This is a genomic window from Ureibacillus aquaedulcis (assembly GCF_030418165.1).
Taxonomy (GTDB): domain Bacteria; phylum Bacillota; class Bacilli; order Bacillales_A; family Planococcaceae; genus Ureibacillus; species Ureibacillus aquaedulcis.
Genome location: NZ_JAUHTQ010000006.1, coordinates 82,534 through 96,231, shown reverse-complemented (window position 1 = coordinate 96,231; position 13,698 = coordinate 82,534). Strand labels below are relative to the sequence as shown.

12 protein-coding genes are annotated in these 13,698 nt (G+C 39.3%); all 12 read left to right on the top strand.

Going from position 1 to position 13,698, the window contains the following annotated elements:
- Positions 1 to 79 precede the first annotated feature (79 nt).
- The 12 genes from bshA (at position 80) to QYB95_RS09835 (ending at position 13,687) form a co-directional block, all read left to right on the top strand.
- On the top strand, positions 80 to 1,216 hold the full coding sequence (gene bshA, locus QYB95_RS09890; protein ID WP_301138178.1) for an N-acetyl-alpha-D-glucosaminyl L-malate synthase BshA: 1,137 nt from the start codon (positions 80 to 82) through the stop codon (positions 1,214 to 1,216).
- Complete coding sequence (locus QYB95_RS09885) at positions 1,213 to 2,397, top strand: CCA tRNA nucleotidyltransferase (RefSeq protein WP_301138177.1); 1,185 nt, start codon at positions 1,213 to 1,215, stop codon at positions 2,395 to 2,397. The genes bshA and QYB95_RS09885 overlap by 4 nt, the downstream gene beginning before the upstream one ends.
- On the top strand, positions 2,375 to 3,361 hold the full coding sequence (locus QYB95_RS09880; protein ID WP_301138176.1) for a biotin--[acetyl-CoA-carboxylase] ligase: 987 nt from the start codon (positions 2,375 to 2,377) through the stop codon (positions 3,359 to 3,361). Before QYB95_RS09885 ends, QYB95_RS09880 begins: the two co-directional genes overlap by 23 nt.
- An 833-nt stretch (positions 3,362 to 4,194) precedes the next feature.
- Positions 4,195 to 5,034: a 3-methyl-2-oxobutanoate hydroxymethyltransferase gene (panB, locus tag QYB95_RS09875; RefSeq protein ID WP_301138288.1), complete on the top strand. Its 840-nt coding sequence runs from the start codon at positions 4,195 to 4,197 to the stop codon at positions 5,032 to 5,034.
- On the top strand, positions 5,031 to 5,894 hold the full coding sequence (panC, locus tag QYB95_RS09870; protein WP_301138175.1) for a pantoate--beta-alanine ligase: 864 nt from the start codon (positions 5,031 to 5,033) through the stop codon (positions 5,892 to 5,894). Before panB ends, panC begins: the two co-directional genes overlap by 4 nt.
- Entirely contained in the window at positions 5,887 to 6,270 is a 384-nt protein-coding gene (gene panD / locus QYB95_RS09865; protein ID WP_301138174.1) for an aspartate 1-decarboxylase, read from the top strand. Before panC ends, panD begins: the two co-directional genes overlap by 8 nt.
- A 559-nt stretch (positions 6,271 to 6,829) precedes the next feature.
- A complete protein-coding gene (gene dinG, locus QYB95_RS09860) occupies positions 6,830 to 9,646 on the top strand; it encodes an ATP-dependent DNA helicase DinG (RefSeq protein ID WP_301138173.1) in 2,817 nt (938 codons plus the stop codon).
- A gap of 27 nt (positions 9,647 to 9,673) precedes the next feature.
- A complete protein-coding gene (locus tag QYB95_RS09855) occupies positions 9,674 to 10,159 on the top strand; it encodes a cell wall elongation regulator TseB-like domain-containing protein (protein WP_301138172.1) in 486 nt (161 codons plus the stop codon).
- 15 nt (positions 10,160 to 10,174) lie between these two features.
- Positions 10,175 to 11,368: a pyridoxal phosphate-dependent aminotransferase gene (locus QYB95_RS09850; protein ID WP_301138171.1), complete on the top strand. Its 1,194-nt coding sequence runs from the start codon at positions 10,175 to 10,177 to the stop codon at positions 11,366 to 11,368.
- Positions 11,356 to 11,496, top strand: a complete 141-nt coding sequence (locus QYB95_RS09845) for a hypothetical protein (protein ID WP_301138170.1) — start codon at positions 11,356 to 11,358, stop codon at positions 11,494 to 11,496. The genes QYB95_RS09850 and QYB95_RS09845 overlap by 13 nt, the downstream gene beginning before the upstream one ends.
- The gene (gene asnS, locus QYB95_RS09840) at positions 11,493 to 12,788 is read left to right on the top strand and encodes an asparagine--tRNA ligase (protein ID WP_301138169.1); all 1,296 of its coding nucleotides are present in this window, start codon (positions 11,493 to 11,495) and stop codon (positions 12,786 to 12,788) included. Before QYB95_RS09845 ends, asnS begins: the two co-directional genes overlap by 4 nt.
- Positions 12,789 to 12,967: 179 nt before the next feature.
- On the top strand, positions 12,968 to 13,687 hold the full coding sequence (locus QYB95_RS09835; protein WP_301138168.1) for a DnaD domain-containing protein: 720 nt from the start codon (positions 12,968 to 12,970) through the stop codon (positions 13,685 to 13,687).
- Positions 13,688 to 13,698 lie beyond the last annotated feature (11 nt).

Below are 13,698 nucleotides of genomic sequence, written 5' to 3'. Positions count from 1 at the left end.
TCTGCGCATATTTGATTAATTAATTTGTTTTCAAGGTTTTAAGTCAATTAATTATTTGGATAGAGAGGATGAACGTCGGATGAGAAGATTGAAAATCGGTATTACATGTTATCCAACAGTTGGCGGGTCGGGAGTTCTTGCAACAGAACTTGGAAAAATGCTTGCTGAGCGAGGACATGAAATACATTTTATTACATCAAGTGTTCCATTTCGATTGAACAAGATTTACCCTAATGTATTTTTCCACGAAGTTGAAGTTAATAACTACTCCGTTTTCCAATATCCTCCCTATGATCTAGCACTGGCGAGCAAGATGGCTGATGTTATTAAAGAAAAGAAGCTGGATGTATTGCATGTTCATTATGCAATCCCGCATGCTGTATGTGCGGTACTGGCTCGTGAAATGTGTGGAGAAAATATAGGGATTCTTACAACCCTGCATGGAACGGATATCTCTGTTTTGGGCCAGGACTCAACCATGGCTCAAGCCATTAAGTATGGAATTGAAAAGTCTGATATTGTGACGGCTGTTTCAGATGCCTTGAAAGAACAGACCTATCAGTTAATAGATCCAAAGAAGGAAATAGAGACTGTTTATAATTTCGTTGATGAATCTGTATTTAAGCCAATCGATTCAAGTAATTTAAAAGCGCAGTACGGCATTCGCGATAATGAACGTGTATTGATTCATGTATCGAATTTCCGTAAAATCAAGAACCTGCCGGATATCATCAATACCTTCTTTAAAGTACGGGAAGAAATGCCTGCCAAACTGCTATTGGTTGGAGACGGTCCAGAAAAACAAAGAATGGTGGATTTAGTAAAGTCCTCACCATTTAAAGAGGATGTCCTGTTTTTAGGAAAACAAGAAAACGTAGCAGAATTATTCGGCTTAAGCGACTTAAAATTACTTATGTCGGAAACCGAGTCTTTCGGTTTGGTTTTATTGGAGGGAATGGCCTGTGGTGTTCCAGGAATTGGAACAAACGTGGGCGGCATACCCGAAGTTATTCAACATGGGGAAAACGGTTTTATCATTGAACCAGGTGATACTGAGGGAGCAGCCAAATATGCGATTGAATTATTGAAGGACGAAGAGAAATTAATTCAATTCCGGCAAGCTGCACTTACTTCCATTCAAACGAAGTTCTTGGCAAAACCGATTATTGATCATTATGAACAACTATATGAGCGATTGGTGGCACTTCGTGTATGAATGTGAAGAAGGAATGGCACGTTGCATTACGGGTAATTGACAAAATTGAAAAGAGTGGTTTCGAAGCAGTGATTGTTGGCGGTGCGGTACGTGATTACCTATTGCAAAGACCAGTCAATGATGTGGACGTAGCGACGAATGCCCTGCCTACTGAGATAAAAGGCATCTTTACATCGACAGTGGATGTCGGAATTGAGCACGGGACCGTTTTAGTATTGGACGAAGGCGAACCAATTGAAGTAACAACCTATCGTACGGATGGTACATATAGCGATTATCGGAGACCGGAAGAAGTAGCATTTGTTCGTAATCTGGAAGACGATCTACAACGACGCGACTTTACAATCAACGCAATGGCCTTTACAAAAGAAGGCAAGATTATCGATTTGTTTGGCGGCAAAGAAGATATTGATAAAAAGTTGATTCGTGCAGTAGGTAATCCAAATGTCCGTTTTCGCGAAGATGCCCTTCGAATGTTAAGGGCAATTCGATTCTGTGCACAATTAGGGTTTTCTATTGAAGAAGAAACTTTAAAGGCAATTCAGGTAGATAGCGATTTAATTGATTTTATCGCCAATGAACGAATCTCGATGGAATTGGCAAAGATATGGAAAAGTAAATATGTCTATTACGGGCTTCAAACACTAATCGAGACAAATTTATCGAAATTTTTAGTTGGGCAATTTGCAGAACAGCTCGAGCATTGGCGTATATTTAAGGCTGGGAAACCAGTGGTGGGTTGGGCTTACTTATGTCTGCTCAACCGCCAGGAGTTTCAAAACATTGCAGATTTCTATCGATTGTCGAATAGAGAAAAAACCTATATCCGCAAAGTGCTAAATGCGTTTGACGCGCTACGGCAAAATTGGACTGCAATGGACTACTTTACAAATGAATTGGAAGTACTGGAAACTGCTTATGATTTTGCAAGGTGGCAGAATATAGGACTGCCTTTTAAAAAGGAAAAAATACGGGAAATTAAGAATAACTTGCCATTGCAGGCCATTGATCAGCTAGCGATCAATGGCAATCATTTAATGAGCTGGACTACCAGGAAAAAGGGTCCATGGATTAAAGTAGCACTGGATGCTGCAACTATTGCCGTGTTGAATGGATATGTAGAAAATGACGAAGAGAAGTTGAAGGAATGGTTCATAAATGACTTTATCAATGAAGGATAAAATACTTAAACGTTTCCTGCTGTCTTCGGGTGAACCGATTTCTGGCCAGAATCTGGCAGAAGAACTAGGAATCTCCCGAACGGCAGTATGGAAACATTTACAGTCCCTGCAAGAAGAAGGATATACTTTTGATACAATCAAGAAAAAGGGCTATCTTCTAAGAAGCAAACCGGACAGGGTGGATGCTGCCAGTATAGCATCCTTGCTATCAACGGAACGATTCGGTCAAACAATTCATTATTATCAGGAATGTGCCACAACGCAAACAATTGCGCATGAGCTAGCACGAACCGGGGCACCGGATGGAACGGTTGTCATAGCTGAAACTCAAACTGATGGCAAAGGACGGATGAGTCGTCCTTGGGAATCGACAAGAGGGAAAGGCATCTGGATGACAGTTATTATTAAACCGGACGTATTGCCGCACCAAGCACCACAATTTACATTGGTTGCCGCAGTTGCAATTGTGAATGCAATGAAATCACTCTACAGCAATTTTACTCCGGTCATCAAATGGCCAAATGATATTTTGATTAATGGACGCAAATGTACAGGGATTCTAACAGAAATGATTGCTGAGATGGATCGGGTACAAGCTTTATTAATCGGAATCGGAATCAATGTAAATCAACAGCAAGGCGACTTTCCGGAAGAGCTGCATGCTATTGCAACTTCTTTAGGTATGGAAGAAGATAGAGCTTTAAATCGAGCTGAACTAGTTGGGACCATTTTAAACTATTTAGAGAAATATAGTGATTTGTATATGGCAGAGGGTTTCGCTCCCATCAAGAAACTTTGGGAAGAAGCATCGGGAACAATCGGTAAACAAATTAAAGCAACGACTTTAAGGGATGTGATTCAAGGAAAGGCAATTGGAATCACAGAATCAGGAGTTCTTGAGATACAACTTGAGAATGGTGAAATCCGCAGTGTCTATTCGGCAGACATTGAACTAAAAGAATAATATCATGGAAATTCGAAAAACTCTTTTTCTTAGGTGAATATTCACTGATGAAAAAGAGTTTTTTTATTGTATAGTCAATAAGTCTACTGAATTTAAATTTCAGAATAATCGAAAAGTACAAAATGTTAAAATATTCAAATTGATTATTACATTTTTACTATTACTATGGTATTTTCTATTACATATAGGAATATATAATTAAGAAAAATAGTTGATAGACTTTATAATTACTAGATTCGGGGTGAACTAGCTTTATGAAAATGATTAGTTCTTTGTTTTGTCGTATGCTTGGCTATCATAAATACAGTTATTTTACAGATCGCTGCGTTCGTTGCGGGAAAGTACGTTCTTCAAATTCTTCATCTACAGGTGTGCACAAGGTCTAAGGTATTCTAGTATTTCTTAAAAATTATTTTTCATGAAAAAACCCTTCCATTAAAAAGTGGAAGGGTTTTATTGTGGACGACCTCTCCAAAAAATCTTCCAATTAAAATAGTGATAAATTTCATTTAAATCTGTATACGATTAGTTTAAAACTTGTTATAGTAGCGGTATGGACAGTATCATTTTTGAACTGTACCTTTTTACACGCTTTACTAACCAAAAAGATCTGCCTTGATCTAATGAAAGACAGGGACGGAAGAAAACAACTGCGTTAAGATTTGAATTACAACAACGCAATCCTTCTGTCTATTTTACCGACAGAGGGATTTTTTTATGCCGGGGCACCGCTCCTTTGCCGGGCTTTGGCATAAGGGAAAAACATTGATTATCGCTAATGGTCGATAATCAGTTCTTCTCATGTTTTCTTCTTAAAAAAGGAGGAGAAAATGATGAAAAGTACGAGCGACTTCTTAAAAATGAAAGCAGAAGGGGAAAAAATCGTTATGATTACGGCCTATGACCACCCTGCTGCAAAGTTCGCTGAAGAGGCTGGAGTTGATACGATTTTAGTAGGGGATTCCTTAGGAATGGTTGTTCTGGGGTATGATTCAACACTCCCTGTAACAGTCGAAGATATGATCCACCATGCAAAAGCTGTAAGACGTGGAGCAAAGGATACTTTTGTAGTTGTAGATATGCCTTTTGGATCGTATCATGGGGATTCCAATGAGACATTGAAAACCGCGGTCAGAATGATGCAGGAAACTGGTGCAAATGCTCTGAAGCTCGAGGGTGCTGGCGTTGTATTAACAGCGATTGAAAAGTTAACAACCGCTGGAGTCCCGGTCGTTGCACACTTAGGATTGCAGCCACAGTCAGCGAGTGTTCTAGGTGGGTATAAAGTACAGGGGAAAACAGCTGAGCAAGCAATGAAATTAATACAAGATGCAAAGGAATGTGAAGCAGCAGGAGCCTGTGCTGTCGTATTGGAATGCATTCCACATCAGCTAACTGAAGCGGTTACTAAGGCATTGAAGATTCCGACAATTGGTATCGGGGCCGGTGCTTCTGCTGATGGGCAGGTACTTGTTTATCACGATTTACTGCGTTATGGGAAGCATCATATTCCTAAATTTGCTGAGAGCTTTTCGTTTGTAGGGGAAGAGGTTGAAAGCGGGATTAAAAACTATAAGAATGCAGTAAAAGATGGCTCCTTCCCTACATTGAAGCACAGCTTTACGATGAAGGATGAAGAGCTATCGCAAATTTATGGGGGCGTGGAAAAATGATGATCATACACACAATATCCCAATTGAAAGCTACTATTCACCAGGCAAAAAAAGATGGCAAATCCATTGGCTTGGTTCCTACCATGGGCTTTTTGCATGAGGGGCATTTAGCGTTGGCAGGCAAAGCAAGAGAAGAAAATGAACTTGTGGTTATGAGCATTTTTGTTAATCCAACCCAATTTGGGCCAAACGAAGACTTTGAATCCTATCCCCGTGATTTAAATAGAGATGTTCAACTTGCTGAGTCGGTAGGAGTTGACATTATTTTTGCTCCGTCTGCAGAAGAGATGTATCCGGAAAATGGCGGCATTATGATAAGAGCTGGAAGACAATCCGAAATTTTGTGCGGTGCTTCAAGACCTGGACATTTTGATGGGGTGCTGCAAGTGGTCACTAAGCTATTCCATATAACAGAACCAACTCGTGCTTACTTTGGCCAGAAAGATGCACAGCAGGTGGCAATCATACAAACTTTAGTAAGGGATTACAACTTCCCATTAGAAATCAGATCCCTGCCCATTGTACGTGAAGCTGATGGGTTGGCAAAATCATCGCGCAATGTCTATTTATCAGAGCATGAACGTGAAGTGGCACCAGTAATCTATGAAGCAATAGTGATAGCCAAAGAAAAATTTCTATTGAATGGGGACGCTGATGAAGCGATTAAACTTGCGTCACATCATATTAAAAGTAAAAGTTCCGGAAAAATCGATTATATAGAGCTGCTATCTTACCCGGATTTAAAAGGGGTTACAGAGGAAACAGATCACTTTTTGCTTGCAACGGCAGTTTATATAGGAAAAACGAGATTGATAGATAATATTATTTTTTCTTTAAAAGGGGAAGCAGCATATGTTTAGAATGATGATGAACGGTAAAATCCATCGGGCACAGGTAACACAAGCCGATTTAAATTATATAGGGTCCATTACGATCGATGAAGATATTCTGGATGCTGTTGGGATGCTGCCAAATGAGAAGGTGCATATTGTCAATAATAACAATGGTGCCCGTTTTGAAACTTATATTATTGCAGGAGAGCGGGGCAGTGGTGTAATTTGTGTGAATGGTGCTGCAGCAAGACTTGTTCAAAGAGGTGATATTGTTATTATTATTTCCTATATCTATGTTACAAATGAGGAAGCAAAATGGCATAAACCAACAGTAGCCATTATGGGTGAGCATAATAGAATCAAAGAAATGATTTCCCATGAACCGGAAGCTACAATAAAATAGTATTGCAGAATATATTTCCTCTTGAGTTTCTATGAATCTTGATATAGAATAACGATAGGTGCCAAACCTATGTAAAGTTTATACTTTACAACCAAAGTACTCATTACGACACGGATTTGTCGGAGTACTTTGTTTTTATGAGCAGGGAGATGAGCCCCTGCTCTTTTTATTTATAAATAACGCTATAAAATATAAAAAATCCATATACATATATTAGGTAGGCTGGAGCATAGGCCTTCTAACAAAAAGTGTTCGTTTTGAAATATGATCCACAGCTTTTGCTGATGGCTGCGACTGCTCAGTTAATAGTGCTTCTGTAATACCATTAGCATTTTCTTAATAGTCTTTTTTAAATTTACATAGCAACTTACCTCAACCTCAAAGGTTTCCATGACTTTGGGGTCTTTTTAATTTCAAGATGGGCATAAGGTGACCGATTGACTGCAGGTATGATAAAATTCGCTTATCAAGTTCGGAAAATCCGATTGGTTCATAAAATATTTCAAGATCCAACAATACAACCGATTAATAATAAATTTTAAACTGTGAGTTGAGAAAAATGGTGGAAAGTCAAAAATATGCAATTGTTGATATTGAAACAACGGGTCATTCCCAGGCAAATGGTGACCGAATGATTCAAATTGCAATTGTCATTATGGAGGATTGGTGTATCAAGAAGACTTATACATCATTCATTCATCCGGGAAAGTCCATCCCGCTTTTTATACAAGATTTAACGAATATTACTGATATAGATGTACAAGATGCCAGCCCATTTGAGGCACATGCGGATTATATATATGAGCTTTTGCAGGATGCAGTGTTTGTAGCACATAACACTGATTTTGATTTATCCTTTCTGCAAGGTGAATTTAGGCGTGTTGGATTGCCAAATTGGAATGGGAAGAAAATTGATACAGTGGAATTGGCCAAAATATTATTTCCATCTTCATTAAGCTATAAATTAGGAGATTTAGCTGCAGAGTTAAATATCCCGCTTAACAATGCCCATCGCGCTGATGATGACGCAAAAGCGTGTGCATTATTATTAAAAGAATGCTGGGAAGAGCTTCTATCGCTTCCGCAGGTTACTTTGGAACAAATGCATAAAAAATCATTTCGCTTAAAGTCGAATATTTCTCAGTTGTTCTTTGAAGCTTTACAGATCAAGAGGAGAAAAATGGCTAAAGAAGACGATTATGTTTATTACAACAAACTTGCATTAAAGAAACCGGCCCAAAGTGCAATAGATGTACAAGAAGGAATGGTTTATCCTCGCACTTCGGCCGAAAAAGTAGGTCTATTTCAACGAGCCATGGACCGGTTCGAAGAGCGGCAAGGGCAATTCGAGATGATGGATGTTATTTGGGAAAATTTAAATGACAAATCCGAAGTGTTGATTGAGGCTTCGACAGGTATCGGAAAAACAATTGGCTATTTATTGCCTTCCGTACTCTATGCCAAACAAAATAACCGTAAAGTATGTATTAGTACGTATACAACGAACTTACTTGAACAGCTCCTCAACAACGAAATTCCAAAAATAGAAAAAATTATTGGGCGTCCAATCAATGTAACCTTGTTAAAAGGAAAGAAAAATTATGTGGATGTTGCGCTCTTTGAACAGTTAATGAAAAGCCAGGATCTATCCTATGATGAAACCCTAACAATCCTGCAAGTGCTTGTCTGGCTATCGAAAACACAGACAGGAGATCTGTCGGAGCTGAATTGTTCTGGTGGGGGACAGCTGTTTATTGATAAGATCCGGAAAAACAGCGAAAGCAGCGGAAAAAAGCACGCTTTTGATTACTATGACCGAGCAATTCAGGAGAGTGCAGAAGCCGACCTGATCATTACAAACCATTCTATGCTACTTGCGGACCTTGTTCGCCATGAACCGATATTCGATGAAATCGACGGCTGGATTATCGATGAAGCGCATCAGTTTGTTCAAGCAGCAGAACAACGGGAACAAGCCATTTTTACCTTTACCAATTGGAAGTATTTATTCGGTCGGATTGGGTTATCAACTGATCAGGAATTATTCTCTACATTTCAAAAGATTGCCGTAAAAAAACAAAGAATCCCTTTGAAGGCATTTCATCAATTGGAAAAAGTGTATATCGGGATGGTTGAATTATTTGATAAATCCATGCAGGATATCGTTTTTCAAATGAAAACGGTAGCCAAAACAACAAAATCAAACCCCAAAAGAATAGCGTTTTTCCAGGAGCTTGAGTTAAACCGTGGGCTTTTAGTCGATTTTTCCAAAGCCATGCAACACTGGATTGACTTGGCAGATAGCATGTCAACGCTTTTCAAAAAGGATATTGAACAAATTGCCCCGGAGCATAATCTGGTTCTTGAACAGTGGGACTTTTTTGTGCGCGAGTATAAAATGAAGCTGAGTGAATGGGATGAAATCTTCATCGAATTAGATGATGATTATACGACTTGGATAGAAATCGACCAAAGAAACCTTCCAGGCAGCATCCGGGTCCTGAAAAAACCAATATCCATCTCGGCTACAATGGAGCAACTTTTTAACCCTATAAGGGAGAAAGCCGCGGTGATTTGGACTTCAGGTACTTTAACCGTGCCCAACAATGAAAGGTTCATCGCCAAACAATTAGGTATTAAAGAAAATGTGCCGCTTAAAATGCTGCAAGCACCAAAGCAATATTACAAAGGGGCTAAAGCATTCATCGTTAATGATATGCCGGATATTCAATCCGTTTCACAGTCTGAGTATATTGAATCTGTTGCATTGGCAATTACCCAGATAGTTCGTTCTACTGAGGGTAGATGTTTTGTATTGTTTACCGCACAGGATATGTTGAGAAAAACAGTCGAGTTAATTCAGGAAAGCGGACTGCTGGATGACTATATGATTTTTGCACAAGGAGTTACCAATGGCAGCAGGATGCGTTTATTAAAGGCTTTTCAGAAGTTCAGTCATTCTGTGTTATTTGGGACGAACAGCTTTTGGGAAGGAGTAGATGTACCGGGCGATGGTTTATCATCAGTTGTTGTCGTAAGACTGCCGTTCTCTGCACCTGAAGAACCAACCTTTAAAGCAAAGTCAGCGGTCCTTCAGCAACAAGGCAAGAATGCATTTTCCGAACTCTCTTTGCCCGAGGCGATCTTAAGGTTCAAACAAGGATTTGGAAGATTGATCAGATCTTCGGAAGATAAAGGCATTTTTGTGGTATTGGACCGCCGAATCGAAACAAAATCGTATGGAACAGAATTTTTGCGTGCATTACCCCAAATTTCTGTCACTAAACTACCCCTGCAAGATATGGTTTTAGAGGTAGAACATTGGTATAATAACAAGCATGAGGAAAGAAAGCAGGTTGACAAAAATGACAAATAAAAAAGCAGCAGAAATGAAGGTGATTCGATGAAGAACTGGATAATTTTCATTTCCGTTTTTATTGTTTCTTTGGCACTTGTTATTTCTGTACTCGTAATTTGGAAATCCGACGAACCTTTCGATGAAATTGAGGAGAAGGCAGAAGAGCTGACTTTAACAACTAATTCATTGGCAGCTGTATCGGACTCGTATGTTTATAATGGTAATAAACCGTACGTTACTGTGTTCGGGGAAGACGAGGATGGTAATGAAAAGGCAATATTTGTTCCGATCAGTTTAGAAGAAAAGTCGATTCAGGAAGTGTTTTTGCAAGACGGTGTTACTAAGGAACAGGCATTGTCGGTTTTAAATAACGAAGTTGAAGTAGAGGAAGTCCTTCATACAAAATTAGGCTATGAGGAAGAAATCGGTCCCGTTTGGGAAATTACTTATACTAACGGAGATGAAAAGCTCAACTATGTTTATATCATATTTGAGGACGGACAATGGTGGAAACGCATTTTGAACTTGTAGAGGAGTAGATGTTTCATGAGAGAATTATTAGCCAATCGTGTTAAAACATTAACACCATCAGCAACTTTAGCCATTACTGCAAAAGCAAAAGAGTTAAAAGAAAATGGTATTGATGTGATTGGTTTAGGAGCAGGAGAGCCAGATTTCAATACACCAAAGAATATTCTTGATGCTGCAGCAGAGTCAATGTATCAAGGGTATACAAAATATACTCCGGCCGGCGGACTGCCTGCTTTAAAGAAAGCGATTATCGACAAGTTGGCTCGAGACAACCAACTTGATTATAAGCCAAGTGAAATTCTTGTAGGGATAGGAGCAAAACACGTTCTCTATACTTTATTCCAAGTCATCTTGAACGAAGGTGATGAGGTGATTATTCCAATCCCTTATTGGGTTTCCTATCCTGAACAAGTAAAACTGGCTGGCGGAGTTCCGGTATACGTTGAAAGTACTAGTGAACAAAACTTCAAGATTACAGCGGATCAATTACGGGATGCAGTAACGCCAAAAACAAAAGCAGTTATTATTAATTCACCTAGCAACCCTTCCGGAATGGTCTATACACGTGAAGAGTTAATGGCTATAGCAGAAGTTGCTGTAGAAAAGGATTTATTAATCGTATCGGATGAAATTTATGAAAAACTTCTATACAATGGATTAGAACATTTTTCTGTTGCGTCAATTTCTGAAGAAGTGAAAGCTCGTACAATTGTTATAAATGGTGTAGCGAAATCTCATTCAATGACTGGATGGCGTATTGGTTATGCAGCTGGAAATGCAGAGATTATTGAATCGATGACAGATCTTGCATCACACTCAACTTCCAATCCAACAACTACATCACAATATGCTACCATCGAAGCTTACAACGGATCACAGGATTCAGTAGAAGAGATGAGAGCGGCTTTTGAGTCTCGCCTAGAAACAATCTATCCAAAATTAAATGCAATTCCAGGATATAATGTGATCAAACCGCAAGGCGCATTTTATTTATTGCCGGATGTTTCGGAAGCTGCACAAAAAACGGGATACACATCCGTGGATGAATTCGTAACAGCCCTTCTTACTGAAGCGAATGTTGCAGTAGTACCGGGCTCGGGCTTTGGATTACCATCCACTATTCGTTTAAGCTATGCTACTTCTTTAGAGAACCTGGAAGAAGCGGTTCGTCGCATGGATAATTTCGTGAAATCAAAATGGCAAGACTAATTTTTGTTAACTTAACAGTTTGCAGGCATGGCAGAAGACACGCTGGTTTGCAAGCTGGTTATTCATCCAGCTGGGGTTGGATGATGAATTTTAACTTGATTAGTTTTTTGACGGAGGAACAACTATGAAAAAAATTATGATTCAAGACATGCCAGGACATATTGGCGAAACTGTAAAATTAGGTGCTTGGTTAGCAAACAAACGGTCAAGCGGCAAAATTGCCTTCCTGCAATTACGAGATGGCTCCGGCTTTGTGCAAGGAGTAATTGTAAAAGAGGAAGTCGGAGAAGAGCTATTTGCTACAGCGAAAGGTTTGACTCAAGAGACATCCATGTATGTTACAGGTGTTGTAAAAGAAGACACACGTTCAAGCTTTGGCTGTGAGTTGGCTATTACTGGCATTGAAGTAATTCATGCTGCAGTGGACTATCCAATAACGCCAAAAGAGCACGGTGTAGAATTCTTGATGGACAACCGTCATTTATGGCTACGTTCACGTAAACAACATGCAATCATGAAAATTCGTAACGAAGTAATTCGAGCAACATATGAATTCTTCAATAGTAATGGCTTTGTTAAAATTGACCCACCTATTTTAACTGGCTCTGCACCTGAAGGTACTTCCGAGCTATTCCAGACAAAATACTTCGATGAAGATGCTTATCTTTCTCAATCTGGACAACTTTACATGGAAGCAGCCGCAATGGCGTTGGGAAAAGTATTTTCATTTGGTCCTACTTTCCGTGCAGAAAAGTCAAAAACACGTCGTCATTTGATTGAGTTCTGGATGATTGAACCAGAAATGGCTTTCGTAGAATTTGAAGAAAACCTTGAAGTACAAGAGCAATATGTTGCTTACATTGTTCAATCAGTGTTGAAAAACTGCAAGCTTGAATTAGAGCGACTTGGCCGCGACACATCCAAGCTAGAAAACATTCAAGCGCCATTCCCTCGTATTTCTTACGATGATGCGATTAAATTCTTGCATGAAAAAGGTTTCGACGATATTCAGTGGGGTGACGATTTCGGTTCACCTCATGAAACAGCGATTGCGGAGCACTATGATAAACCAGTATTTATCACTTGCTATCCCGTAGGCATCAAGCCATTCTACATGCAGCCGCATCCGGAACGCGATGATGTTGTTTTATGTGCAGACTTAATTGCACCGGAAGGCTACGGAGAAATCATCGGTGGATCAGAACGTATCCATGATTACGATCTATTAAAACAACGTATTGCCGAACACAATCTGGATGAATCAGCGTATGCATGGTATCTAGATTTACGCAAACAAGGTTCAGTACCGCATTCTGGTTTCGGATTAGGACTGGAGCGTACAGTGGCATGGATTAGTGGAGCAGAGCACGTTCGCGAAAGTATCCCATTCCCAAGACTTTTAAATCGTTTATACCCATAAGTAGAGCGATTTAGCTTGTCGAATTCCATTAGATAAAAAACAAAGCGCTCGTTTCGTACGGGCGCTTTCCTTAGTATTTCCATAATTGTTCAGGCAGGATTCGAGTATCACCCAAAGCGATGTAGTAAACGATAAGTACAAGACATTAAGCGTATTTGATATAGAAAGGAGTCTTTAGTATGAACAAGAAATATCAACGACTCCATATGTGGATTGAGCAGGGGAATGTGTCAATTCCAAAACTGTTTTTCCAGCATTATAAAGCATTAAAGATTTCGGATGACGAAGCACTTCTATTATTGCATTTATTGGCCTTTCACTCGGAGCAGAATGATTTTCCGACACCAAGTGATTTAGTGGAAAGAATCTATTTTAGTGAAAACGAAATCAGTTTGAAATTACAAAGGCTTATGCAAAAAGGCTTTTTGGAGATTACCCAAGGAATTGATGCCAATGGGATAGTATATGAAAAATATTCCTTATATCCATTATGGGAAAGAATTCTCGATTATATCGAAGCTTCTTCATTACAGAAAGAATTAGAAATTGAAAAAAATGAAGAAGGGGAAATCTTTACGATTTTTGAGCAGGAATTCGGGCGCCTGCTATCCCCTATGGAAATTGAAACAATTTCCATGTGGATTGATACAGATCATCACTCACCGGCCGTCATAAAAGCAGCATTAAAAGAGGCAGTGCTGGCAGGCAAGATTTCGCTGCGTTATATAGATCGAATTTTATTTGAATGGAAAAAGAAAAATATTACATCCATTAAACAAATCGAAAAACATACTGAACAATTCCATAGCAAGACAACTGCTGTGTTGCCAAAAGCCACAATCACGCAAGAAAATAAGACCAAAGTTTCCTTTTACAACTGGTTAGAGGAAAGAGAATAGGGGGTGTAGCG